This is a genomic window from Olsenella sp. oral taxon 807 (assembly GCF_001189515.2).
In the GTDB taxonomy this organism is placed as follows: Bacteria; Actinomycetota; Coriobacteriia; order Coriobacteriales; family Atopobiaceae; genus Olsenella_F.
Genome location: NZ_CP012069.2, coordinates 2,104,776 through 2,130,021, shown reverse-complemented (window position 1 = coordinate 2,130,021; position 25,246 = coordinate 2,104,776). Strand labels below are relative to the sequence as shown.

Annotated in this window: 22 protein-coding genes and 1 pseudogene; 17 read left to right on the top strand and 6 right to left on the bottom strand. The window is 63.6% G+C overall.

All coding sequences use genetic code 11. The features are described from left to right. The first annotated feature begins 101 nt into the window (after window positions 1-101). From ADJ70_RS09040 to ADJ70_RS09030, 3 genes are all read left to right on the top strand, one after another. On the top strand, window positions 102-635 hold the full coding sequence (locus ADJ70_RS09040; RefSeq protein WP_050344519.1) for a hypothetical protein: 534 nt from the start codon (window positions 102-104) through the stop codon (window positions 633-635). A gap of 39 nt (window positions 636-674) precedes the next feature. Next, a complete protein-coding gene (locus tag ADJ70_RS09035) occupies window positions 675-1,412 on the top strand; it encodes a response regulator transcription factor (protein WP_050340823.1) in 738 nt (245 codons plus the stop codon). Between the two features lie 187 nt (window positions 1,413-1,599). Next, window positions 1,600-2,913 (top strand): cell wall metabolism sensor histidine kinase WalK, encoded by a 1,314-nt coding sequence (locus ADJ70_RS09030; RefSeq protein WP_083444103.1) that lies wholly within the window; start codon window positions 1,600-1,602, stop codon window positions 2,911-2,913. 85 nt (window positions 2,914-2,998) lie between these two features. Here ADJ70_RS09030 and ADJ70_RS09025 read toward each other — a convergent pair whose 3' ends face one another. Beyond that, window positions 2,999-3,547 carry a flavin reductase family protein gene (locus ADJ70_RS09025; RefSeq protein WP_050340822.1) on the bottom strand — a complete coding sequence of 183 codons (549 nt, stop codon included), beginning with the start codon at window positions 3,545-3,547 and terminating at the stop codon, window positions 2,999-3,001. Between the two features lie 383 nt (window positions 3,548-3,930). Here ADJ70_RS09025 and ADJ70_RS09020 point away from each other — a divergent pair, with 383 nt between their 5' ends. The 4 genes from ADJ70_RS09020 to lysS all read left to right on the top strand — a co-directional run bounded on the left by ADJ70_RS09020 (window position 3,931) and on the right by lysS (window position 9,097). Further along, window positions 3,931-5,097 carry a glycerate kinase gene (locus ADJ70_RS09020; RefSeq protein WP_050340821.1) on the top strand — a complete coding sequence of 389 codons (1,167 nt, stop codon included), beginning with the start codon at window positions 3,931-3,933 and terminating at the stop codon, window positions 5,095-5,097. Between the two features lie 727 nt (window positions 5,098-5,824). After that, window positions 5,825-6,133, top strand: a complete 309-nt coding sequence (tatA, locus tag ADJ70_RS09015; protein WP_083443923.1) for a twin-arginine translocase TatA/TatE family subunit — start codon at window positions 5,825-5,827, stop codon at window positions 6,131-6,133. 89 nt (window positions 6,134-6,222) lie between these two features. Next, window positions 6,223-6,726 carry a transcription elongation factor GreA gene (greA, locus tag ADJ70_RS09010; protein WP_050340820.1) on the top strand — a complete coding sequence of 168 codons (504 nt, stop codon included), beginning with the start codon at window positions 6,223-6,225 and terminating at the stop codon, window positions 6,724-6,726. A gap of 115 nt (window positions 6,727-6,841) precedes the next feature. Beyond that, complete coding sequence (lysS, locus tag ADJ70_RS09005; RefSeq protein ID WP_253273161.1) at window positions 6,842-9,097, top strand: lysine--tRNA ligase; 2,256 nt, start codon at window positions 6,842-6,844, stop codon at window positions 9,095-9,097. Between the two features lie 259 nt (window positions 9,098-9,356). Here lysS and ADJ70_RS15355 read toward each other — a convergent pair whose 3' ends face one another. Beyond that, window positions 9,357-9,944, bottom strand: coding sequence for a hypothetical protein (locus ADJ70_RS15355; RefSeq protein WP_050340818.1), 588 nt, complete (start codon window positions 9,942-9,944; stop codon window positions 9,357-9,359). Window positions 9,945-9,980: 36 nt separating this feature from the next. Here ADJ70_RS15355 and ADJ70_RS15350 point away from each other — a divergent pair, with 36 nt between their 5' ends. After that, on the top strand, window positions 9,981-10,256 hold the full coding sequence (locus tag ADJ70_RS15350; protein ID WP_050340817.1) for a hypothetical protein: 276 nt from the start codon (window positions 9,981-9,983) through the stop codon (window positions 10,254-10,256). Here the strand turns inward: ADJ70_RS15350 and ADJ70_RS15680 are convergent. From ADJ70_RS15680 to ADJ70_RS08975, 4 genes and pseudogenes are all read right to left on the bottom strand, one after another. Further along, window positions 10,217-10,312 (bottom strand): annotated as a pseudogene (locus tag ADJ70_RS15680) (hypothetical protein); the annotation flags it as partial. The gene ADJ70_RS15350 and the pseudogene ADJ70_RS15680 sit on opposite strands and share 40 nt — an antisense overlap. Window positions 10,313-10,451: 139 nt before the next feature. Further along, a complete protein-coding gene (locus ADJ70_RS08990) occupies window positions 10,452-11,285 on the bottom strand; it encodes a zinc ribbon domain-containing protein (protein WP_083443922.1) in 834 nt (277 codons plus the stop codon). A gap of 153 nt (window positions 11,286-11,438) precedes the next feature. Beyond that, window positions 11,439-12,299: a zinc ribbon domain-containing protein gene (locus ADJ70_RS08980; RefSeq protein ID WP_050340814.1), complete on the bottom strand. Its 861-nt coding sequence runs from the start codon at window positions 12,297-12,299 to the stop codon at window positions 11,439-11,441. 190 nt (window positions 12,300-12,489) lie between these two features. Further along, window positions 12,490-13,254: a hypothetical protein gene (locus ADJ70_RS08975; RefSeq protein ID WP_050340813.1), complete on the bottom strand. Its 765-nt coding sequence runs from the start codon at window positions 13,252-13,254 to the stop codon at window positions 12,490-12,492. Window positions 13,255-13,765: 511 nt separating this feature from the next. Between ADJ70_RS08975 and ADJ70_RS08970 the strand changes: the two genes are divergently transcribed. The 9 genes from ADJ70_RS08970 (at window position 13,766) to ADJ70_RS08930 (ending at window position 25,227) form a co-directional block, all read left to right on the top strand. Further along, a complete protein-coding gene (locus ADJ70_RS08970) occupies window positions 13,766-14,815 on the top strand; it encodes a DUF6020 family protein (protein ID WP_371256039.1) in 1,050 nt (349 codons plus the stop codon). A gap of 272 nt (window positions 14,816-15,087) precedes the next feature. Then, the gene (locus ADJ70_RS08965; RefSeq protein WP_050340811.1) at window positions 15,088-16,161 is read left to right on the top strand and encodes an IS5 family transposase; all 1,074 of its coding nucleotides are present in this window, start codon (window positions 15,088-15,090) and stop codon (window positions 16,159-16,161) included. Between the two features lie 559 nt (window positions 16,162-16,720). Continuing rightward, complete coding sequence (locus tag ADJ70_RS08960; RefSeq protein WP_050340810.1) at window positions 16,721-19,342, top strand: ATP-dependent Clp protease ATP-binding subunit; 2,622 nt, start codon at window positions 16,721-16,723, stop codon at window positions 19,340-19,342. 139 nt (window positions 19,343-19,481) lie between these two features. Next, window positions 19,482-20,558, top strand: a complete 1,077-nt coding sequence (disA, locus tag ADJ70_RS08955; protein WP_050340809.1) for a DNA integrity scanning diadenylate cyclase DisA — start codon at window positions 19,482-19,484, stop codon at window positions 20,556-20,558. After that, window positions 20,555-21,373 carry a 2-C-methyl-D-erythritol 4-phosphate cytidylyltransferase gene (gene ispD, locus ADJ70_RS08950; protein WP_083443921.1) on the top strand — a complete coding sequence of 273 codons (819 nt, stop codon included), beginning with the start codon at window positions 20,555-20,557 and terminating at the stop codon, window positions 21,371-21,373. Before disA ends, ispD begins: the two co-directional genes overlap by 4 nt. Window positions 21,374-21,398: 25 nt before the next feature. After that, the gene (gene ispF / locus ADJ70_RS08945; protein WP_050340808.1) at window positions 21,399-21,878 is read left to right on the top strand and encodes a 2-C-methyl-D-erythritol 2,4-cyclodiphosphate synthase; all 480 of its coding nucleotides are present in this window, start codon (window positions 21,399-21,401) and stop codon (window positions 21,876-21,878) included. 132 nt (window positions 21,879-22,010) lie between these two features. Beyond that, window positions 22,011-23,495 carry a cysteine--tRNA ligase gene (gene cysS, locus ADJ70_RS08940; protein ID WP_050340807.1) on the top strand — a complete coding sequence of 495 codons (1,485 nt, stop codon included), beginning with the start codon at window positions 22,011-22,013 and terminating at the stop codon, window positions 23,493-23,495. 327 nt (window positions 23,496-23,822) lie between these two features. Then, window positions 23,823-24,650 (top strand): 23S rRNA (guanosine(2251)-2'-O)-methyltransferase RlmB, encoded by an 828-nt coding sequence (gene rlmB, locus ADJ70_RS08935; RefSeq protein WP_253273159.1) that lies wholly within the window; start codon window positions 23,823-23,825, stop codon window positions 24,648-24,650. Continuing rightward, a complete protein-coding gene (locus ADJ70_RS08930) occupies window positions 24,643-25,227 on the top strand; it encodes an NYN domain-containing protein (protein WP_083443919.1) in 585 nt (194 codons plus the stop codon). The genes rlmB and ADJ70_RS08930 overlap by 8 nt, the downstream gene beginning before the upstream one ends. The last annotated feature ends 19 nt before the right edge of the window (window positions 25,228-25,246 follow it).

Genomic DNA, 25,246 nt, shown 5'->3' with positions numbered 1-25,246 from the left:
GAAACTTAATCCTGCGCCAAGGATTGCTTAATCTTGCCCTGCGACCATACAATCAATCGAGGGCGAGAGGCGCCCTCACATGACGTAGGGAGTGGATGATCATGGACGAGCTCGATAAGGTCGAGCAGGTTCGCGAGAAGACGCAGGCGAGCTATGAGGATGCCAAGGCCGCGTTGGACGCACATGATGGCAACGTGCTGGACGCCATCATCGAGCTGGAGCGCTCGGGCAAGGCGCACACAACGAGCGCGAGCTATGCCAGCTACAGTACGCAGGTGCAGGAGCAGTCGGAGTCGGTCTCGCCCGAGATGGGGCGGGCCCAGGAGGCCTATAGGCGCTCGGTGGGGACGTCAGAGTTCTGGGAGGGTGTCAAGAATGTGTTCAGAAAGAGCATAGACTACAAACTCATCGTGCTGAGTAGGGGTGAGGAGATCATCAGGGTACCGGTGCTCGTGCCAATCTGTGGTCTCCTGTTCTGGGGCGCCACGATCTGGATCTTGATCGTCGGCCTGTTCTTTGGGCTGCGCTACCGCATCGAGGGTGACGCGAGCACCGTGGCCAATAACATAAACGATGCGATGGACACGGCGGCCGATGCGGCAGAGACCATAAAGCAGGATGTTGCGGCAAAGTAGCGGCGAGCGGGGCAGGCGGCGGAGGGGAAGCAGCGCGTCATGACAAGGATTCTGATCGTGGAGGACGAGGAGAAGATCGCGCGTTTCGTGGAGCTCGAGCTGCTCCATGAGGGCCACGAGGTCGATAAGGCCGCTGACGGCCGCGCCGGTGTGGACAAGGCGCTCTCGTCAAACTACGACCTGATCTTGCTTGACGTGCTGCTCCCGGGACTCAACGGCCTTGAGGTACTCAGGCGCATACGTCGCGAGAAGGACACACCCGTCATCATGCTCACGGCCCGGGATGCTGTGATGGATAAGGTCGCAGGCCTGGACGCTGGTGCCGACGACTACGTGACCAAGCCCTTTGCCATCGAGGAGCTGCTCGCGCGCATCCGCGTGGCCCTCAAGCGACGTGAGGCGACCCCGTCCGCCACGCAGACCGGCGAGGAGGCCTCAACCGTCGAGGCAAACCTGCTTCTGCATCCGCCGCAGACGCGGGTCATCTCCCTCAGAGGCGTCTCCTTCGACTTGGACCGGCGTGAGCTGCTGGTGGGGCGCGATCCCGTAGAGCTCACGAACCGCGAGTTCGAGGTGTTGCGCGTCCTCATGGAGCATGTTGGCGTGGTCATGAGCCGCGAGCGCATCGCGTCAGACGCCCTCGGCTACGAGCTCATGGGGGAGGCGAACAACGTGGATGTGCACGTCGCTCACCTGCGCGCGAAGATCGATGATCGTCTGGGCGAGAGGCTCATCGCGACAGTCAGGGGTGTGGGCTATGTCATCCGCGAGAGATGAGGCCAAAGGTACTCGAGGAGCGGGGAAGACGCGAACCCGACCTGTAGGCGACCGATCCGCAGGGAGGGCGGACAAAGGAACGGACAAGCTGGACGCACGCACGTCCCGACCTCGGCCCACGCGCGTCCTCGTTCCCTCCATCGTCCGCTCCATCAGCTGGGGCTTCTGGTGGCGGCGAGTGCTCGCCATGGTCTGCCTCGACCTTGCGCTGGTGGTCTCCCTGCTCATGGTCCAGACCTACGCCGCAGCCGTGCGCTCGGCCGATGTCGCCTCAGGGATATGGCCGCTTCCGAGCTCCGTCCAGCTTGGCATGAGAGGCCCTGAGCCCCTCGACTTCGGCTGCCATGTCGCGGTTGAGGGCGGGAATGCGACCTTTACGCTAGGCACGCTCCTCCCCGTTCTGCTTTGCGCCCTCGCCCCGCTGGTGGTCACAGAGTTCTTCTCGCTCGTGTCCTTCTTCCCTGACATGCGCCGTGTGCGCAGGCAACTCAAGCCTCTGAACGACTTGGCCCTGAAGGCAGACGCGCTCGTGAGCGCGGACACCCTGGGAGCCGCGACGCGCGGGCAGACGGCATCCGGTGAGGACAAGATGGCCAGCCTCGAGCAGGCCATCGAGCGGGCAAGCGTCGACGCCCCGCGCGTAAGGACCGGTGACAAGGACCTCGAGAGCATCGAGGTTGCGCTCAACCGACTGCTTCGGCAGATGCAGGACGCCAAGCTGCAGCAGATGCGCTTCGTGAATGACGCGAGTCACGAGCTGCGCACGCCCATCGCCGTGGTTCGCGGCTACGTGGACATGCTGGATCGCTGGGGCAAGGATGACCAGGCGGTGCTTGAGGAGTCGATCGCCGCTCTCAAGCTGGAGGGCGAGCACATGCAGGAGCTTGTGGAGCAGCTGCTGTTCTTAGCCCGAGGGGACTCGGGGAGAAACGAGCTCCACAGGCGGCCGTGCAACGTGGCAACGCTCGTGGCGGAGATTGCGGAGGAGTCGCAGATGATCGATGCAGGCCATCGCTACGAGCTGAGCTCGGGAGCCGAGGCCGCCGCCGAGGCGCAGGACCCGCGCTTCCTGCTTATGGCCGACGCCGTCCTCGTCAAGCAGGCGCTGCGCATCATCGTGCAGAACGCGGCAAAGTACTCGCCCGAACAGACGACCATAGGCTTCTCGCTCACGCAGGACGAGACGAGCGTCTCGGCCGGCGTGCAGGACGAGGGCAGGGGTATGTCCGCCAAGACGGTAAGACACATCTTCGAGCGCTTCTACCGAGCGCAGGACGCGCGCAGGGACGCCGCAGGCTCTGGTCTGGGCCTCTCCATCGCCAAGTGGATCGCCGACAGCCACGGCGGCAGCATCTCCGTCGTGTCGTGCGAGGGTGTGGGCAGCCGCTTTGTCCTCACCATTCCGCGAGGAGCGGAACACGACACGGACAAGAAAGAGACGGGGCGAAGCGGGGCGGCGACGCGAGCCAGAACGACGATCTCGGCCGATGCCGACCGTTAAGTCTAAGGCCCCGTGGCCGTGCAACGTGGCGTCCACGGGCCAACCGTGAGTCGAGGTCGTCGTCCTCAGACCCGATCCCCCTGACTTAGCCCTCTATGACGTATGCGTTCACGATCTCGCCGAAGAAGGTGATGTGGGGATCTCTGTTGGAGCCAGTCGCGCGGCCGTCCACGTCCTGCGGGTAGTGGGCCATGATGTCCGGCGAGTAGAGCGAGAGCTCCTGGTCCTGGCGGTAGATGACCCTGCACTCGAGCGTGAGCGGTAGCTCGGCGATACCGGGTACGCTCACGATATCCGAGTCGACGAGCGTGAGGCCTGCCAGCGCGACCTTGTCCACCTCGTCTCCGCGCTCGCTACCGCAGATACCGATGATCTTCCTGTCAGACGGCCGTTCCTCAAGGGGGACGTTGATCGTGAACTCGGGATTTCGGTCGAGGAGCACGATGGTCGAGCGATGCCTGCGGACGTAGGCGACAAAGACCGGCCTGCTCCAGTTGGTGCCCAAGGTGCCCCAGCCGATGGTCATGGCGTTGACCTTCTCGTCGGCCTTGGTCGTGAGCAAGATGCCTCTAGGGATGGCCTTTACGATCTGGTTGGCGTAGTCACTGTAGTCGACCGTGCGCTTCGTGGGCATAGGTGTCTCCGTCTCTCTGTCCGTAGGTTGTGTCGCTCATAGCTCTGTGCGTAATCGTACCCATCTTTATTCAAGCGCCTCTGCTCAAGTACCCCGGGGCCTTAAAGGCGCAGGAGGGCGAGCTCGTGTCGTGACCTTCCTCGCTGGTCTCTAACCTCGGGCATCCGTTTCGCCTCGCGAGGTAGAATAGTACCGTCTCGCGGGAGCACGTCGCCAGAGTGCGCTATAGTGCATAGGTGAATGTGCGTCCATGACGTGCGGTCGCGGCAGCTGCACCGCCATCGCACGGCATCGCGCGATTCGCGTCTCGATACGATACGATACGTAAGTGCGGGGAGCCACGTGCGTGCGTCGCACGATCCGCGCGATGAAAGGAAGAACCCATGGCCTCACCTCATCGCTTCGTCTTTGCGTCTGACGCCTTCAAGGGGACGTTGTCCTCCGCACAGACTGCCGCTCTGCTTGAGGATGCTGCGTGCGCTCGCTTTCCCGACTGCGACTGCGTGGGCGTTCCCATGGCGGATGGTGGGACGGGCACCGTCGACGTGCTCATCGCTGCCTGCGGTGGAGAGAAGCGAAACGTGAGCGTGCACGATCCCTTTGGCAGGTCGATCCGCGCCTCGTACGGTCTTCTGAGCGGCGAGCGCGCCGTTATCGAGATGGCCGCCGCATCGGGTGACCGACTCCCTGCGCCAAAGGAGCGTGACCCTCTTGCCGCTACGTCCTATGGCACGGGAGAGCTCATCTCAGACGCGCTGGCGCGAGGCTGCTCCGACATTACGGTCGCCCTTGGCGACTCAGTCGCGATCGATGGTGGCATGGGGTGCATGCGCGCCTTGGGGGTCCGCTTCCTTGACGAGGACGGATCCGAACTCTTTGGCGGTGGGCGTGACCTCGCCCGCGTGCACTCCGTCGACCTCACCCTCTTTAGGCTCTACGTGGGCACTGCCCGTTTTCGCGTGATGTGCGACGAGAAGATCCCTCTGCTGGGCCCAAACGGTGCCGTGTCCAGCTGCGCCAGCCTCGATGGGGTCGACCCCCAGTCCGTACAGGCGCTTGAGCGTGGTATGGAGAGCTATGCCAGTGTGCTCGAGGGAGAGTTTAGTGGCGTGGGGCTCGTGGGTGTCCGTGACGTCCCGGGAGCAGGCGCGGCCGGTGGCCTTGGTGCCGCATGTGCGGCGTTCCTCTCGGCACGCCTCGAGAGCGGCATCGAGAGTGTTCTTGACATCGTGGGCTTTGACGAGCTTCTAGAGGGGGCCGACCTGTGCATAACGGGAGAGGGGCGCTTCGACGCCCGCTCGACGAGTGGAAGAGTCGTTGCTGGCGTCGCGGGTGCCTGTGAGCAGCATGACGTTCCCTGTGTTGCCATCGTGGGCGGCATCGGGGACGGTGCGAGCGCGAGTGGTGTGCGTGGACTGAGCGCGGTGATGCCCGCCGTTGACGCCCCCATGTCCCTTGATGAGGCTGCCAACCGCGCCGAAGACCTCTACGCCAGGGCGGCAGAGAGGCTCTTCGCGCTGCTTGCCGTTGGCGAGAGCTACCGAACGTAGGGGAGCCACGGGATGTAGGGGGAGCTCCCGCATCCCGACCGCTCTGGTTGCTACCGGTACGACATCGCTTGGAAGGTTTGCCCGGAGGGCAGCTCGTGATACTCCTTCGTGCGGCTACTCGCCGCCATAGACAGGTCGCACAGGGTCGTCTGCAACAGTGTACACAGATCAGCTTTCTGGGCTCGCTCTCTTGAAATTCGACGGTTTGTGTACACTGTTTTGCTCGGCGTGGGTGCATAACTTCTCTTCTATCGCGAGAACTTATATACTCAGCTTCTCTTGAGCCAAGGCGGCGTACGCGTCCCGCGTTGAACGTGGGCAGGGTGGCGCAGGCTTTCACGCGGGGCGTCAGGTTAGGTTGCGTCTAGCGTGTGCCTACTGCCGCCGTAGATGCCCAAGGCGCCGATGCGGGGGCTATCGGCGCCTGACGCGCTCTTTAGGACGTTGCGCACGCGGCGGATGTCCTCACGAAAGGCAACAACCGGCAGCAGCTATCGGTGTCAAGTAAGGACCCTTGGATGACCCGCCGGACGAGGGTATGGGGACCGGACATTTGCCGGACCGATCTGTTGCGTGTCTCCCACCCCAAACGAGGGTCTTCCCGCAGGCGCCCTGTGGGGCGGTCCGTGATAGAGATTGTGAGTACACACACTCATCGTCATATACTACCATATGCGAAAACCGAACGACAAGCCACGTGCTCTCTCGACTCCTCAGGAGGTTATTGATGTCAATCTTTGGCATGGGCGTTCCAGAGCTCCTCGTTATCTTGGCCATTGCCCTCCTTCTCTTCGGACCCAAGAACCTCCCGAAACTGGGCAAGTCATTGGGGGCAACGGTCAAGAGCATCCGCGAGGGTATGGACGAGGGTGAGGGTAAGGCCAAGGACACCGATGTCACCGACGTGAGCGACACCGTCGAGGAGGAGTCCGCCGACTCGGACGACGTGGTCTTCTGCAACAAGTGCGGCGCCAAGAACGTCGCTGGCTCAGAGTACTGCAACAAGTGCGGCTCCAAGATCGAGCAGGCTCAGTAGGTAGGTGACGGCGGTCAGGAGGCTGCCTTACGCATGTGCGTGCGAGGTGGCAACTCGGCTCAGTCCCAATAGCGAGGGGAAGACGCGCAATGGAGAACGTGGAACCAGATGTGAACATCATGAGCAAGGCGAGCTACAAGCGCCTCGAGGAGAGACTCGCGCAGCTTGAGGATGTCGAGCGTCCCAAGATCGTCGCCGAAATCCAGCGCGCACGCGAGCACGGTGATCTTTCTGAGAACTCCGAGTACGATGCTGCCAGGGAGGCTCAGAGGCAGAACGAGTCGCTTATCAGCGAGCTGCGAAGCCAGCTTGCCAACGCCAGGATCATCGAGGGCAACGCAGACGCCGTGTCTCTCGACGATGAGGTTGAGCTTGAGGATGGCGCAGGCGAGAGGGAGACCATCACCATCGTGAGCACGGCGGAGGTTGACGTGCTCGAGAACAGGATATCCAACGCCTCACCCCTCGGTGCCGCCCTTTTCAACCACTCGGTGGGCGACACGGTATCGTATGTTATGCCCTCGGGCAAGCGGGAGAGCGTCAAGATAGTGTCCATCAAGCATAGGGATCAGGGCGACGACAGAAGCCTCTAGGTGACAAGGTCGCTGGCAGCCAGAGGGTCTGCGGACTAACAAGAGGCTCTTTTTGACAGGTTGGACCTTGTCGGCGCACCACGCCGTCAGGCCAAAACGTAGCGGGGAGGGTCAGGTGGCACAAGTGGACGCGGGTGCGCCAAACGCAAACATAGACATCAACGACGAGCGGGCTGTGCGCCGGGCGAGGCGTCAGGCGCTCATCGACGCGGGCGTGAACCCGTATCCCGCCACAAGTACGGTCACAGTGCATGCGGCAGAACTCGAGGAGCGCTACGCCTCGCTCGAGGACGGTGCGAGCACCAAGGATGCCTACAGCGTCGCTGGACGCGTGAGGGCGCTGCGCAAGCAGGGCAAGGCCCGCTTTATCGTGCTCGAGGACGCAACAGGACAGATCCAGCTCTTCTGTCGTGTCAACGACATGGCAGAGGTTGACTGGGGACTGCTCGGCCAGCTCGATCTCGGTGACATCATAGAGGCGACGGGCGTGGTGTTGCGTACGCGTCGCGGGCAGCTCTCCATTGCACCGAGCTCGGTGAGGCTTCTCTCCAAGAGCCTGCGCCCGTTGCCCGAGAAGTTCCATGGCCTCACGGACCGAGAGGTCCGCTACCGCCAGCGCTACATCGATCTGATCATGAACCCCGAGGTCCGCGAGGTCTTTCGCAAGCGCTCAGCCATCATTAGCCTCATCCGCCGCTACATGGAGTCTGCGGGTTACCTCGAGGTCGAGACGCCCATGATGCACGCCATCTTGGGAGGTGCCAACGCCAAGCCGTTTGCGACGCACTTCAATGCGCTTGATCGCGACTTCTATCTGCGCATAGCCACCGAGCTGCCGCTCAAGCGCCTCGTCGTGGGAGGCATGGAGCGCGTCTTCGAGCTCGGAAGGCAGTTTCGCAACGAGGGCATGGACCTTACGCATAACCCCGAGTTCACCTCGATGGAGGCCTACTGCGCCTACTCCGATCTCGAGGGCATGAAGCGGCTCACCGAGGGGCTCTTCAAGGCCATCGCGCGCGGCATCTGCGGCTGTGAGGAGGGCCGCGAGCTCATCAGCTACCAAGGCCAGACGATAGACATGAGCGGTAGCTGGGCCTCTCGCTCGCTCATCGAGATAGTGTCTGAGCGTGTCGGCGAGTGCGTCAATATGGATACGCCCATCGGGCGTCTGCGTGAGCTGTGCGAGGCGCACGACATCGAGTGGCAGGAGGGTTGGGGTGCGGGAAAGCTGCTGTTTTCGCTCTATGACGAGCTTGGCGAGTCTACGCTCGTGAACCCCACCTTCGTGTGTGACTACCCGGAGGAGGTCTCGCCGCTTGCCAAGCGTAAGGACGAGGATACGCGTCTCACGGACCGCTTCGAGCTGGTCATCGGCGGGCATGAGTACGCCAACGCCTTCTCGGAGCTCAATGACCCCATTGACCAGGCCGGCCGCTTTGCCGAGCAGGTTGCCGCCAAGGGTCTTGGCGATGACGAGGCAATGGGCTATGACTACGACTACGTGCGTGCGCTCGAGTACGGCATGCCCCCCACAGGTGGCATCGGCTACGGCATCGACCGCATGGTCATGCTCTTTTGCGATCAGCCGTCCATCCGCGACGTGCTGCTCTTTCCGCAGATGAAGCCCGAGACGATCACGAGGGCACAGATCGCGGAGCAGGTTGCTGGCACATGTGGCCTGGGCGTGACGGACGTGGACACGATTGCGGCAGACTCCGCCGCCGGTGCGAGCGCGGAGAGAGACGGAGAGAGTGACATGGCTAAGAAGCTGGAGAGCGGCCTTACCCGAGAGCAGGCCTTCGAGCTGCTCAAGAAGTACAACGAGGATGAGTTCCACATTCAGCACGGAGAGACGCTCGAGGGTCTTATGCGCTACTATGCCGCTACCTACGATCCCGAGAACGTCGATTTCTGGGGTCAGGTTGGTCTTCTCCATGACCTCGACTGGGAGAAGTGGCAGGACGAGAAGACCCATACCGTCAAGGCCGCCGAGCTTCTGGCCGAGGCGGGTGCGAATCCCGAGCTTGCGCACGCCATCCAGACCCATACCTCTGACAGGAACCCAGACCTTCCCAAGCCCGAGAAGAAGATGGAGCGGGTGCTCTTTGCGGCCGACGAGCTCTCGGGCCTCATCCAGGCGGCGGCCCGTATGAGGCCGTCGGGCTCCGTGACCGACATGCCCCTCAAGTCCCTCAAGAAGAAGTTCAAGGACAAGCGCTTCGCCGCAGGCTGCGATCGCGACGTCATCCGTATGGGTGCCGAACTCAACGATATGGAGCTCGACGACCTGCTCGCCTCCGTGCTCGAGGCCATGAAGGCCATCGCGCCTGTCGGCGACTATAACGCGAAGGCCAAGGAGACTGGGGAGTAGCAGAAGGCCTCGTGACGGGTGAGGTGTGGACTCGCGTATGACGCGTACTCGTGCTGTCGGCGGCCAATGTCGTACCTTCCGCGAGTGCTCTGCCACTCGATAGCGCCGAATGGCACTACGACCGCGCACTCGGTACCACCGAGTGGCACGGCAAGTCGTAAACGTGCAGGTATGGCATTATTTTGTGCCACTTGGCGTCACCGAGTGGCACGACAATCGTCCACTCGACGCCACCGAGTGCGCGGTCGCGTGGGTTCGCTCACCTGTGGTACTGGAACGTGTTGGTGGAGCTACCGTAGGGGGTGTTCAGCACGAAGCTGCCGTCGTCCTGCTTGGTCCAGCTGCCTGACACTTCCACATTGGAGTTTCCCTGGAAGGTGCCCGCCTTGAGGGAGTCGACTGTGGCCGCCACGTCGGAGGACGGGACGTACCCGTCTCTGAAGCTGCCGTCATCCTCGTATCTCTGCCATATGAAAAGGTTCATATCTCCATACGGTACCGTCGAGCCATTCTCGTCCGTGATCCACATTGCCCAGGTCCCGACGATGCTGTCTGGGGCGCCCCGTGGGAACACGAAGTGGATCGAGCCGGCCAGGGGCTGGTCGTCGCCGAGACTGAGTGCCGTGACGCTTTTCAGGCTATCCTTTACATTGACGAATTCGGGTTTGCTGTTCTCTCCAAGACCCAGCGACGCACGCGTGACCGGCACTTGCACATAAAGGTGGTCCCTCCCGGCCCAGCTGACTCGTGCGTTTCCCCCAAAGCTCTGCCCTCGTTCAAACGTGAAGATGACACTATCGCCCTCGGCGACAGAGAGGACCATCGTATACGAAAGCGAGCTGTCCACGAGGGAGCTGGTGAAGGTGTAGGTCCCTGGCGTGAGATGGGGCTGGGCGAGGCGAACCAGCCTGTGCGCAGCCCCACCGCGACGACGAGGGCGATTGCGACGGTCGCAGCGATCCCTGCGATGACGCGGCCGCGACCGGCGCTGCGCCCACGCGCCGCAGCTGCGGGTCTGGCAAAGGCGGGTGCGCCGGGCGCCGGAGCCTGGGTGGCCGCTTGGGATGCGGTCGTACCGGCTCCTCTGCTCGACAGGTCGGTTCCGCAGGACCCGCAGAACCTGCTCCCGTCGGGGTTTCTCGTGCCGCAGCTCGGGTAGAACGTGGGTGCCTCCCGTCGTCCTGATGCGCGCCCCGCCCGTGCCGCCCGCGCGATGTCTCTTCTGAGATTCTACACTTGGGACCACCTGCGGAGAGCAAGGTCCCGTCGACTTGCGTGCCAATCGGAGTCGACGACGCGCGAGCCTCCCATGGCGTTGCGCCCGACCTTACCGAGCGTGTCGATGGGTTCTTGTTCACTTTTGGTACTGGAACACATAGGTGTAATCGTTAAGAGTTAGCTTGTAACTGCCGTCCTCTCGCTTTACCCACTTGCCTGGCTTCCTGTCGGGATCGCCCCGGAAGTTACCCGCCTTGAGGGACTCGGCTACAGCCGCCGCGTCGGGGTTTGGAACGGATTGCGCCCTGAAGGTGCCGCCGTCCTCGATCATCGCCCATGCGACGCCGTTATCTGGCAGGCCATTCTCATCTGTGGTCCATGATGCCCAGATCCCAGTGACGCTGTCTGGAGCGCCCTGCGGGACCACGAAGTTGAACGAGTGACCCGAGGGCTGGCCATTTTTCGCTGCGATTGGTACCTGTATGTGAAGCTGGTCCTTCCCGGCTTGGCTGACCTGTGCGTCTCCCACCCAGCTAGCTCCCTCGACCGTGAAGCTGACACGATCGCCCTCGGCGACAGAGACGGTCATTGTGGCTGGCGGCAACCAGCTGTTGAAGAGGATCGACAAGCTCCGGCTAAGGGTGTAGGTTCCCGGCGTGAGGTGGGGCTTGGTGAGGCCGAACCAGCTTGTGCTCGATCCTACCTGCAATCCCACCGCGAGAACGAAGATGCCTACCACGACCATGGCCGCCACTGCCGCGAAGGGATTAGACCTGCGCCTGCCCTGTCCGATGACCCTGCCCGTAGGTACGGCAGGAGTGGGCGCCTGGGCTGCGGGCGTGGGTGTCGCCGACGCGGCGGGCACTGGCCTTTGGGTCGTACCAGCTCTTCTGCCCGATAGGTTGGTTCCGCAGGCCCTGCAGAACCGGACTCCGTCGGGGTTTCTCGTGCCGCAGCTTGGGCAGAACATGGGTGCCTCCCGTATCGCGGCGCGGGACGCCGCCCACGCCGTCCATGTGGATCGTTGTCCACAATTCTACACCCCGGTCGCCTGTAACGGGCAGGTTCCCCATCCCGCTCGTACGTCTGATGGGATCTATGGCGCGCTACGGTGACGACTCGCTCACCTACGATACTGGAATGTGACGGCGTTACCGTAGGAGGTCAGCACGAAGCTGCCGTCGCTCTGTCTGGCCCAGCTGCCTGACATAAATTCAGAGTTGCCCCGGAAGTTGCCCGCCTTGAGGGACTCGACCGCAGCCGCTGCGTCGGAGGACGAAACGTCTCCGACTCTGAAGCTGCCGTCGCCCTCGACCTCCACCCACCCAAAATAGTCCTCGCTCTCATGTGGCAAGCCCCTCTCGTCCTCGATCCACCATGCCCAGGTCCCGACGATGCTGTCAGGGGCGCCTCGTGGGACCACGAGGTTGAGCGTGTAGCCCGAGGGCTGGTCATCGCCGAGTCCGAGCGCCGCGATGCCTGCCCGGCTGACCCCCATCTCTTCGAATGTGGTAGTAGTAGCCCCAGGCTCATGCAGTACTGCGGTTGTGAGCGGCGCCTGTACGTGAAGGTGGTCACTTCCCGCCTGGCTGACCCGTGCGTCTCCCTCAACCCAGCTGTCTTTCCCTATCGTGAGGCCGACGTGATCGCCCTCAGTGACGAAGAGGACCATCTCGTACGATACCGATGAGCTACTGAAGGTGTAGGTCCCTGGTACGAGGTGGGACCCGGCGAGGCCGAACCAGCCAGTGTGCAGCCCCACCGCGACGACGAGGGCGACAGTGACGGCTACGGCGACCCCCGCGATGACGCGGCCGCGCGCCGCAGACGCGTGCTTGGCGGGGATGAGGACGCGCAGCACTGGCACCTGTCCAGGCGCCGGTGCTGCGGGCGCGCCCGTGCCTCTTGCCGACAGGTCGGCCCCGCAGGACCCGCAGAGCCTGCTTCCGTCGGGGATTTGTGTGCCGCAGCTTGGGCAGAACATGGGTGCCTCCCGTATCGCGGCGCGGGACGCCGCCCACGCCGTCCATGTGGATCGTTGTCCACAATTCTACACCCCGGTCGCCTGTAACGGGCAGGTTCCCCATCCCGCTCGTACGCCGACCGAAGTTGGTGCGGCGCGCCCTCACGCGGCTACGCATCCGATGTCATCGAGCGCCGCTATGGACGTTTGCTCACCTGTGGTATCGGAACGTGAGGGCGCCGTCGCTGTCAGGGAAGGTCAGCGCGAAGCTGCCGTCGTCCTGCCTGGTCCAGCTGCCTGGCTTCGCGCCGGAATCGCCCTGGAAGGTGCCCATCCCAAGGGACCTAGCTGCGGCCGGCGCATCGGAAGACGAGACCACCCCGCCTCTGAGGGTGTCGCCATCCTCGATCACCGCCCACGCAATGCCGCCAAGGTTTGGAAAGCCATTCTCGTCCGTGAACCACATCGCCCAGGTTCCGATGACGCTGCCAGGGACGCCCTGCGGGATCACGAGGTTAAGCATGCAGCCCGAGAGCTGGCCACCCTCCTCTGCGATCGGTACCCGCACGTGAAGATGGTCCTTCCCCACTCGGCTGACCTGCGCGTCTCCCACCCAGCTGTGCCCCTCGTATTCAAGGCTGACGTGATTGCCCTGGGTGACGGAGGCGACTATCGTGTTCGATGCCGACGAGCCGCTGAGGGTGTAGTTTCCCGGTACAAGGTGGGGCCCGGCTAGGCCGAACCAGCTTGTGTTCAGTCCCGCCGCGACGACGATGGCGACCGCAATGACTCCCGCGATGACGCGCCCAACACGCCTGTGCGTTGCGGTTGTGGGCCTAGACGGGGTGGACGCGCCGGATGCCGGAGCTTGGGCGGTCACCTGGGATCCGGGCGCACCCGTGCTTGTGCTTGACAGGTCGGCCCCGCAGGACCCGCCCTTGTCAGAGTTTCTCATGTTGCGGCCCGGGCAGAACATGGGTGCCTCCCGTCATCGTGGCGCAAGTGAGACCGCCCGCGCCTGCCGTGTGGTTCCTCTTCGCGATTTTACACCTTGGCTACCCGTGACGGGCGGGTCCCATCCGGCTTGCGCGGATCATAAAAGAGATGTTTGGGGTTGCGAGAGGCGTACGGACGGTTATCATCCCCGGTTGCGACCGGCCCGCACGGGCTGGCAATGTTCGTCACTGGCGAGAAGGGCAATCCGTCCGCCACAAAGGATCAGCGGGGTGCCCGCAGACCACCCCGCCCGTGGGCCAGGCGTCATGTGGAGCACCTCCAAGCGTACTTGAGCCGTTTCGCATGGTACGCGCCGCGTTTGCTGAGACGAGCAGAAGCGACCTGTCGAGAAGGGTGTGGCTCGCCACCTGACCTTGTCGAATGGACGCTACCTGCGCAGATGGTGAGGATCCTCACCGCACTCATGGACCCTCGCATATAGGTACAATACATGCTTATGGGACCATTCCGTCGCCCTGGCCTGCTGCCTTTTGCGCAATAACGCGATCTATGCGCTGGCCTTGGCAGTACCGGTGAGCGCGTGTATGGCTGGCCGCACGGGCTGGCGCCGCATGCTCATCTTGTCGCTCCTGTCTGTGGCGCTGGGTTTTGTCGCCTCGGGGGTGCTGTATGGGGTGCTCGATGTTGTCCCCGGTAGTGTGGGGGAGGCGCTGAGCGTCCCCTTGCAGCAGCTTGCCCGTGTTGTGCGGGATGATCCGGACTCACTCACTGCGGAGCAGAGGAAGGTCCTCTCCGCCTTCCTGCCCGTTGACCAGATCGGCGATCTCTACACCCCTCGGCTGGCAGACCCGGTCAAGGGCAGCTTCTCTGCACAAGGTGGACAGCTCGCAGAGCTGCTTGGCGTGTGGGTGAGCCTAGGGGCGAGTCATCCCGTGACCTATCTGGACGCCTTCCTCTCGCTCAATGTGCCGTACTGGTATCCACTCTCCTCTGATAACAAGGCATCCGAGCGAGTTTATGTTGGCGTAGTCGTGATAGGTCAGGACATGGCTGATGGCGCGTCGTTGGGAAACGACCAGTATGGCTTTGTGCGGCAGAGTCGTATTCCCTGGCTGCTTGCCCGCTATGTCGATGTGGCCATCTTCGATGCGTTTAGGGGCAACCCCCTGCTTTCTGTTATGTTTGGTCTGGCCTTTCCGTTCTGGTTCATGCTTGGGTGCTTGGGTGCGAGCGTTGCCGCCGCTAAGCGCAGAGCTGCGCTTCCCTTTGTGCCAGCACTTGCCGTCTGGTTGACTTTCACGGTGGGGCCGGCGAGCCTCATGCGCTACCTGCTTCCCCTTGTGTGTTGCTATCCGATATTCCTAGGGACCGCCCTCCAACCATGGGGGACACGGGGGTGCGCCCGAAGGGCTAGACCCATGCCTTCGATGGGAACCCAGGCCTCCCCTGGGCCCAAGAGACGGATGGGCGGGTGCTCTTCGCGGTCGATGGGACGTCAGCCTGCGGTGGTGCCACGCGACGTCACCGAGTGGTACAACAATTGCGCACTCGGCACTACCGAGTGGCACGGCAAGCCATAAACGCGCAGGTACGGCATTATCTTGTGCCATTCGGCGCTACCGAGTGGCACGACAGCCGTACACTCGATGCCATCGAGTGGCATGGTCGTGGGGTTCGCTCACCTGCGGTACTGGAACGTGAGGGCACCGTCGCTGTCAGGGAAGCCTAGGAAAGCGATGATAAAGTCCCGCCGAGAAGCCCGGGACAGGGGCGGATCGCTGTCCATCCATACCTCCTACCTGCGGATATGATATAATTCGAGGTCGTTGGCGACTAGGTTGGGGGTATCCGCATGGCACAGCTCACATTCTCTGACGTCGAGATGGGCATGGGACGGAAGCGCGAGACCAGGCGCTCCCGGTTCCTCGACCGCCTCTCCAAGTCCTGCCCCTGGGACGCCTGGCTCGCCCTCGTGAGGGAGGCCCGCGGGGCCGACGCCGGGGCGAGGGGGGCCGGCCCCGCGATGGGCAGGCCGAGGGTCGACGACCTCGTGCTGCTGCGCATGTACATGGTGCAGGTCTGCTTCGGCCTCTCCGACCGCGAGTGCGAGGACCAGGTCTGGGACTCCGCGACGATGCGCTCCTTCGTCGGCGTGGCGCCCTTCGAGGTCCCCGACGCCACGACCCTGTGCAAGTTTCGCCACCTGCTCGAGCGCTGCGGGGTCGGCGAGGCCATGGTCTCCTCGGCCTTCGGGTCCGCCGCGGACGGAGGGCTCGCCGTGAGCCGGGGCACCATCGTGGACGCCACCTTCATCGAGAGCCCGTCGTCGACGAGGAACGCCGACGGCGCGCGGGATCCCGACGCCCACCAGGCCAAGAAGGGGCAGAACTGGCACTTCGGGTACAAGCTCGGGGTGGGCGTGGACGCCGAGACGGGCGTGCCGCACTCGGTGCGCATGGACGCCGCGAACGTCCACGACCTCGACCAGGTCCCCGACCTCGTGCGCGAGGGTGACGAGCGCGTCTGGGCCGACGCCGGCTACGTCGGCGTCGGGAGGAGGCCGGAGGTCGCCGGCGACCCCTCCCTCTCCGGCGTCGAGTGGATCGTCGCCAAGAGGCGCTCGCAGGTCGGCGAGGACGACCTGGTCGCAGAGGCCGCCAAGTCGGCCGCCCGCAGTGTCGTCGAGCACGTCTTCCACTGGGTCAAGGACATATTCGGGCTGCGGAAGACGCGCTATAAGGGGCTCGCCAAGGTGTCCAACCAGGCCTTCGCCGCCGTCGCCGCAGCCGGCTGCATGATCGCGAGGCGGGGACGGCGGCTCTGCGGGCCGCCCCTCGCGCTGTCGGCGGAGAGGATAGCCCTGCAACGCGAGAGGCTCGAGGAGCGGCGACGGAGGGCGGAGGGTGGGGCGCCGGCCGCGGCATAGCCTACCGCTGGCCGTCCCGCCATGGTCTGGGAGGCTGCGGCATGGCCCCCGGAGACCGGCGTAGCCCGCTTGGGGGCGTTGGAGCCCTCCTCACGTCAAAAATCACCCATGCTGGTCCCGAAGGGACGGGATCGGCGACTTTATCATCGCTTTCCTAGCACGAAGCTGCCGTCGTCCTGCCTGGCCCAGCTGCTTGACGCTGCGTCGGAGTTGCCAACGAAGGCGTAGGTTCCTGGTACGAGACAGGATGTGGCGAGGCCAAACCAGCTCGTCTACGACTCTACCTGCGTCCTTACCGCCAGCCTTTCGCCAACGGCCCAGGCGTTCTCATGCCCACATGCTCCGATGTCTCGCCCGTGGCAGGAGGCGCATCATCTCCGCGCGGGCTATGTCCATTTTTTTACACTTGCCTCCTGAGGAGTTTCGCCCGCTCCATCGCCTGCAGGTTTCGCAGGCACATCATCGGGGTACAAGCACAACCATCAAAACAGGGCCGGCCCAGCTGCCGGTCACCAACACGCAGGCCGGCACGTGACCCAGGAGGGGGCGTAAGCACCGTATGTTCGAGAAGTTCACCGACAAGGCGCGCAAGGTCATGAGCCTTGCGCAGGACGAGGCGCGTAGCCTCGGCAAGATGTATGTAGGGACGGAGCACCTGCTCCTGGCTCTGATAAAGGAGGGGGAGGGCATCGCCGCCCAAGCCCTTGCCAAGCTCGACGTCACCTATACGGAGGCCCTCGCCACGGTCAAGGAGATCTCCTCCGAAGACAACGAGCCCATTCCCGGAGGCCACATTCCCTTCACGCCGCTCGCAAAGCGCGTGCTCGAGGACGCCTACCGTGAGACCATGGCACGCAACCAAACCTACATCGCCACGGAGCACCTACTTTTGGGCATCGTATCCCAGAGCGACGACCGTGCGATGACGGCACTTTCCTGCATGGGCGTCTCGGCGGACGCGGTTCGCAACGCCGTCAACGAGTTGGTCGAGAAGAGCGACAGCAAGGGTAGGGAGGGTCGCCCGCAGCCAACGGGCGTCGGCTTTGGTCAGCAGTTCTTCAGCGGCATGGGACAGGGTCCGCAACAATCGGAGGACGGCTCCATGCTCGAGCAGTTTGGTAGAAACCTCACCCAGCTCGCCGCAGACGGCAAGCTCGACCCCGTGATAGGGCGCGACCGTGAGGTGGAGCGTGTGATGCAGGTCCTTGCACGCAGGCAGAAGAACAACCCCCTCATCTTGGGTGACCCCGGTGTTGGCAAGACGGCCATCGTCGAGGGGCTCGCCCAGCTCGTTGCCACGGGCAATGTTCCCGACATCTTGCGCGGCAGGCAGATCTGGACGCTCGACGTCGCGAGCCTCGTTGCCGGATCAAAGTATCGCGGCGAGTTCGAGGAGCGCCTCAAGAAGGTCATCTCCGAGGTCATGGAGAACAAGGACGACATCCTCTTCATCGACGAGATCCACACCATTATCGGCGCGGGCTCGGCCGAGGGCTCCATCGATGCGGCCTCTATCCTGAAGCCGCCCCTCTCGCGCGGCGAGATTCAGGTCATCGGTGCCACGACCGCCGAGGAGTACCGCAAGCGTATCGAGAAGGACTCCGCCCTCGAACGTCGCTTCCAGCCTGTCAACATCGGAGAGCCCACGCCCGAGGATACCCTCGAGATCCTGCATGGCCTGCAGGAGGCCTACGAGAGGCACCACCACGTCAAGTACACCGAAGACGCGCTGGCTTCGGCTGTGACGCTCTCCAACCGCTACGTCCAGGACCGCTTCCTCCCCGACAAGGCCATCGACATCATCGACGAGACGGGCGCGCGCACCCGCGTCCACAAGATGAGCCTGCCTCCTGAGCTCGCCCAGGTGGACGAGGAGCTTGCCCGCATCAAGGACGAGAAGTCCAAGGCGGCGAGTGCCCAGGAGTTCGAGGAGGCTGCTCGTCTGCGCGACCGCGAGAAGGAGCTTGCCTCCAAGCGCGACGAGCTTGAGGCGTCATGGCGCGAGAGCACCGACAAGGCCGTGACGGTCGTCACCGACAAAGACGTCGCCGACGTCGTGTCCGATATCACGGGCATCCCCGTCTCCAACATCACGGAGGCCGAGGCCTCCAAGCTCCTGCGCTGCGAGGACGCTCTGCACCAACGCATCGTGGGCCAACAGGAGGCCGTGACCAAGGTGGCCAAGGCCATCAGGCGCAGCCGCTCGCCCCTCAAGGACCCCCGTCGTCCCGGAGGCTCGTTCATCTTCCTCGGACCCTCCGGTGTCGGCAAGACCGAGCTCGCCAAGTCGCTCGCCGAGTTCCTCTTTGGTAGCGAGGATGCGCTCATCTCCTTCGACATGTCGGAGTTCATAGAGCGCCACGAGGTCTCCAAGCTCGTTGGTGCCCCTCCCGGATACGTGGGTTACGATGAGGGCGGTGAGCTGACCAAGGCGGTGCGTCGCAGGCCCTACTCCGTCGTACTCTTCGACGAGATCGAGAAGGCCCATCCCGACGTCTTCAACGTCCTCCTCCAGATACTGGACGAGGGCAGGCTCACCGATGGGCAGGGACGCACGGTCGACTTCTCCAACACGGTCATCATCATGACCTCCAACGTCGGCGCGCGCGACATCGCCCAGACCAACACCATGGGCTTTTCGGCGCAGGGCGCAGGCGGGCTCTCTGATAAGGAGATAAACTCCCGCGTGATGAGTGAGCTCAAGCGTCTGTTCCGCCCCGAGTTCCTGAACCGCGTGGACGAGATTGTGGTCTTTGGGTCGCTTACCCACGAGCAGCTACGCGGCATCGTGGACCTCATGGTCACGGATCTGCGCAACCGTATGATCGCCCAGGGCATGTCCATCGAGTTGACCGATGCCGCCCGCGATCACATCGTCAAGGAGGGCACTGACCCCATCTATGGGGCTCGTCCTTTGCGTCGCGCAATCCAGACGCTCATCGAGGATCCGCTCTCCGAGGAGCTGCTGCGTGGCAGGTGGCACGAGGGGGACATCATCCTCGTGGACGCAGACGGCGAGGGGGATGATCGAAAGCTTGTCTTCACCAAGGGTACGGGCGAGATACCCGCGCCTACGGAGCGTGTTCACATGGAGCTGCCGAAGGCCCGCGAGCGGTGGAACACCGCACGGCCCACGCCCGCCGCGAGTTCCGATGGACGCGCCACGTCTGCCGCCGAGTAGCTCTTGGCTCTTCTGTCTGGGCGAGAGCTGCCGCACAATGAGCGGGCATCAAGGAGCGCGCGTATCAGTAACGTTATACTATGTGTGACAGTTCGGTCTGCCTGCGACTGCGGGCAGACCTGCCCATAAGGGGGGGTATATGGAAGATGCTCACTCGACCCAGAGTCCAGACGACGCGCGGGGTCGCATGCGTGACGCAATCAAGAAGACGGCGCACGGCACGGCACTACGCCATGCGCTCGACATGATCATCGCTGGCCACCTTGGTGCCCTTATCTGTATCGGTGATACGGATAACGTCATCCGGGCCGGTGACGATGGCTTCAAGCTCGACATCTCGTTTACGGCCAACCGCCTCTTCGAGCTCTCGAAGATGGATGGCGCCATTGTTATCGACAGGGACATGACACAGATACTGCGCGCCAACTACCACCTCAACCCCGATCCATCGCTGCCTACGTCAGAGACGGGCATGCGGCATCGTACCGCCGCGCGCATGAGCCTGCTCACCACGGCGATGGTCATCTCGGTCTCGGAGCGCAGGCAGGTCGTCACCGTCTATGTGAGCGGCCGCGGACACCAGCTCAAGAGTGCCTCCGAGCTCATGAGCACTATCAACCAGCTGCTTGTCTCTATGGAAAGCACGCGGACTCGCCTTGACCGCGGCTTGCTGCGCCTGACCACGCTCGAGCTCGACGACTACGTTACGCTCGCAGACATCGCCGAGACGATCTACCTCTTTGAGATGCTCATAACCGTCTCGGCCGAGCTCAATGATCTTGTGCTGCAGCTGGGAAGTCAGGGAAAGTCCATCGAGATGCAGCGTGAGGAGCTCATGGGAGACACCTCGGAGGATTACACGCTACTGCTGCGCGACTATGCCTGCGATCACTCCGAGGCAAATGCCGCCGCCCTACGCAAGACGCTGCATGCGACCGATAACGCCAAGCTGCGCTCACCCAAGAGCGTGGCCGAGCTGCTTGGCTACGAGGACATGGCGGAGGACTCCATCATGAAGCCGCTCGGGCTGCGCACGCTCTCAAACGTGTCGGTCGTGCGCGAGGGTATGGCTGACAAGATCGTCGATAAGTTTGGGTCGCTCCAGCAGGTGCTTGACAATATCGAGAGTAACCCCGAGCGCCTCGATGACGTCGGCGTCAAGAACCCAAATATCCTTGCAGACAGCCTCTATAGGATGTGGGGCAAGCGGGCATGAGCGTCCAGGCCTGTGTCTGCGCGGCACCAAAGCGCCTCGCTCAGCAGGCGGGGGTGGCAGACAGCTGCGCGATCATCGTTGCGGGTGGCTCTGGCACGCGCTTCGGCAATCCGCTCGGCAAGCAGTTCGTAGGCCTCTGTGGCCTGCCGCTCGTCGCGTGGTCCCTGATCGCGTTTGATAGGGCGCCCTCAGTGGCGCAGCTAGTCTTAGTGATCGAGGACGGACGTGAGGAGGAGGTGCGTGAGCGCGTGCTCTCGCGTGTCTCGCTCGCCACGCCGGTGGTGCTCGCCAAGGCGGGCGAAACGAGGCAGGAGTCAGTCTTCTCAGGCCTTCGCGCCATGGACGAGAGACTCGCTCTTGTGGCTGTTCACGATGGGGCCCGTCCTCTGATCGACGCCCAGACCATCGAGGGCTGCATCTCCTGCGTGCGTGATGATGCGAGCCTCGCTGGCGCCATCTGTGCGCTGCCCTCGATCGACACGCTCAAGATAGTCGAGGATGGGGTGATACGCGCTACGCCTGATCGCCGCTCCTATTGGTGCGCACAGACACCACAGGTGTTCAGGATGAGGCAGCTTGTGGCGGCGCATCGCGCGGCACAGCTTGATGCCTTTGGGGGTACCGATGACGCCTCGCTCGTGGAGCGCTGTAATGGCAGGGTCGCCTGCGTGCCCTCGCCTCGCGCCAACATCAAGGTCACGGTGCCCGAGGACCTCCTCGTCGTCCGTGCCCTCTTGGAGACGCGCCTCATGCGGGAGGGCTGTGGCATCGATTTGCTTGATGATGCGACGGGTACGACCACGGCCGAGGACTAAGGATCACTGACGGAGGGAGGGAGCAATGCTGCGCATAGGACACGGATTTGACGTGCACGCCTTCGCTGAGGGTCGCGCACTCATCCTTGGTGGCGTGCGCATTGACGCCCCTAGGGGGCTTCTGGGTCACTCGGACGCGGACGTCGTCACCCACGCCCTCATGGACGCTCTGCTCGGGGCGATGCGAGCCAAAGACATCGGTCAGCTCTTCCCAGACACTGACCCCGCCTATGCGGGTGCCGACTCCTGCGAGTTGCTCGCCCGCGTCGCGGGGCTTGCCCGCGATCGGGGTTACCTGATCTTGGACTGTGACTGCACGATCGCGGCGCAGGCGCCTCGGCTGGCGCCGCACTGCGAGGCCATGCGCAAGAACCTTGCCCATGCCATGGGCGTTCCAATGACAAGCGTTGGTGTCTCGGCGACCACCACGGAGCATCTGGGCTTTGTGGGACGCGAGGAGGGAATTGCCGCCTGGGCTGTCTGCCTGCTCGAGGGGGCGGGGTGACAAGTGGGCTTCTCTTTGCCCTCTTACGCTGCCCGAGCCGAAGGACGCACCGAGAAGGACGTATTGAACGTCCTGTAGGAAAACGTCGCCAGGGCATGACCACGCCAAGATGACGCCGCCAAAGGAGGCAGCATGCTCATCTATAACAGCAAGACCCACCGTAAGGAGAAGTTCATTCCCATCGACAAGGGGAAGGTCCGCATGTATGTGTGCGGACCCACGGTCTACGATGACATCCACATCGGGAACGCCCGTACCTTCCTCGTGTTCGACGTGATCCGTCGCTACCTTGCCTACAAGGGGTACGCGGTGACCTTTGCCCAGAACCTCACCGACGTGGATGACAAGATCATCAACCGCGCCAACGAGGAGGGCAGGACCGCCGCGCAGCTCGCCGAGGAGTACTCCGCTGCCTTCATCACGCAGATGCATCGCCTCAACGTCCAGGATCCCGACATGCGTCCGCGCGCCACGCGCGAGATCGAGGCCATGCAGGAGATGATCGAGCAGCTCATCGCCTCAAGGCATGCCTACGTCGCAGGCAACCATGACGTGTACTTCTCGGTGCGTGCCGATGCGGACTACGGAGCGCTCTCGGGACGAGATCTTGACCAGCTGCGAGCCGGCGAGCGCGTCGAGGTCAGCGACGAGAAGCGCGATCCCTTTGACTTTGCGCTCTGGAAGGCCGCAAAGCCCGGCGAGCCAAGTTGGCCAAGTCCCTGGGGTGACGGACGCCCCGGCTGGCACACCGAATGCTGCGCCATGATCCACCACTACCTGGGTACGCCCATCGACATCCATGGTGGGGGGCAGGACCTCATCTTCCCACACCACGAGAACGAGACCGCCCAGGCACGGTGCGCCTGGCACACGCCGCTCGCCAGGACCTGGATGCATGCGGGGATGTTGCGTGTGGACGGTGAGAAGATGTCGAAGAGCCTCGGTAACTTCTATACGCTCAAGGAGGTCTTGGACAAGTACCCTGCCGATGCCGTGCGCCTCCTCATGCTGCAGACCCACTATCGCTCTCCGCTCGACTTTCGCTTCGAGTTCCTAAACGGTATGGTGGGCAACGTTGAGCGCCTGGCGAGCTGTGTCAAGAACCTGCGCTGGGCCGCCAAGAACGCACCGCAGGACGGCAGCTTCGACGAGGCCGACCGCACCCTCGCAGGCGCCGCGAGAGACGCCCAGCTTGAGTTCACCCGTCAGATGGACGATGACTTTAACACCGCTGGCGCCCTCGCTGCGATATTCGGTCTCATGAATGCCGCCAACAAATATCTCGCTGAGGGTGGTCAGAGCCTGACCACCGCCGCGACCTTGCGTGCGGCCGATACGATCCAAGAGCTTCTGGGCGTGCTCGGCATCGACATCTCCGAGGCTGCGGCAGAAGACGAGTTGCCCTCTGGGCTTACCCTGCTCGCTCGTGAGCTGACGGGCTTTGCGGGCGATGACGCGGACGCCGCTGCCAAGGCGCTGCTCTGTGCTCGACAGGAGGCCCGTGCGAACAGGGACTGGAGCCGCGCCGACGCCATCCGAGATGGCATTTCGACCCTTGGCCTGGTCGTCGAGGACACGGCGGCGGGTGTTCGCCTACGCCGGAACAGGAGGGCGTAGGCCAAGATGCCAAAAGGCAAGCCAAAAAGCGCTCGGTCGCGTACGTCTCAGGGCGACGTACAGGGGCGTCGCAGGACAGGTCGATCCTTGCAGGAACAGCAGGGCGACTCGAGGGGAAGCGCGCGGGAGGGTCAGCGAGTTGCCGGGCACCGCAGCGCGGGCCGTCAAGGCGAGAAGGGACGCATCCAGCGCGACGAGCATGGTGCGAGCCCGCGTGGACGATGGGGTACAAGAGGGCGTCCGGCTGGCCCGGCCGAGAGAGGGCAGCGTCCACCAGGAGATCTCATCGAGGGTCGCCGTGCTGTCGCCGAGGCACTTGACGCGGGCGTGAAGCTACGACGGGCCTTTTTCCAGGCGGGTCTCGATGGTCCCGACTCCACGCTCTCGCAGCTCCTGGGCCATCTGAAGCGTGAGGGCATTCCGCTGGAGCCTGTGTCGAGGTCACGCCTTGACGCCATGAGCTCGCATGGTACCCATCAGGGCATCATCGTCCAGGCACGGCCCTTTGCCTATGCCACGCTCCTTGACATCATCGCCGCAGCAGGAGAGGGAAGGGCCCTGGTCATACTGCTCGACCATGTGGCTGACGAGGGCAACCTCGGTGCCATCGTGCGTTCCGCCGAGGTCGTTGGGGCGACGGGTGTCGTCATCGCGAAGGCACGCGCTGCAGGCGTGGGCCTTGGGGCCTACAAGTCCTCCGCCGGTGCGGTGCTACGCCTGCCCGTAGCCCAGGTAGCGAACCTCGCGACTGCCATCGACCGACTCAAGGAGGCTGGCTTTTGGGTCTGCGGCGCAAGCGAGCATGCTGCAGGCGACTTGTGGTCAGCCCCGCTCGAGGGTAGGCTCTGTTTGGTCATGGGCTCTGAGTGCCAGGGTCTTTCCCGCCTCGTGCGCGAGCGTTGCGACTTCGAGTGCAGCCTACCCCAGTACGGGCGTGTGGAGTCGCTCAACGTCGCGCAGGCGGCGACGGTCATGTGCTACGAGTGGCTGCGTCGCGCCATGGCGGAGCAACGCGGCGTTCCGGGAGCCACGAGCGCCCCTTCCCCGGTGGGTTCGGCGGTCGCCGAGGACCCCGCGCGCGGTCTTGTATCTGGCTCACCAGACTCGGACGGATGTTTTACAGCCGTCGCTGGCGCAGGGGGCGAGGATGGCTAGGGAGCTCGCGCCGGGCGGCTCTCGTTCGGCAGAGGGGGACGCTCTGTTCGGTGACGGCGAGCTTCTTGTCGTCGATGGCTACAATGTCATCCACAAGAGCGCTCGCTACCTGGAGCTTGTCGACGAGGCGGACGGTGGCGACCCCTTTGAGCGGGCACGCACCAAGCTCATCGGTGACGTGGCGTCCTTCGCGCAGCATCGCTACGACGCGGTGGTCGTCTTTGACGCGGCGGAAAACCTCTCCTCCCAAAGGCCGAACCTGTCGCAGGCGGGTATCCGCGTGCTGTTTTCGGAGGCGGGCCAAAGCGCCGACGCCGTCATAGAGCGCCTGGTCACGAATGCCCGCCTGCAGGCGCGAAGTGTCACCGTGGTTACGTCAGACAACACGATTCGCGCGACCGTAGGAGGAGTCCCGGTGACTCGCCTCTCAAGCGACGTGTTGGTTCGCGAGATGGACGCCATGGATGCAGACGTTACGCAAGAGCTCAAGGAGCGCAGCTACCAGCATCTGACGATCGAGAGTCGCCTGGACTCGGCGACGCGCGCGAAGCTCGACCGCCTGCTCGGCCGTCAGTAGCGGTTATGTGGCGAGGTGT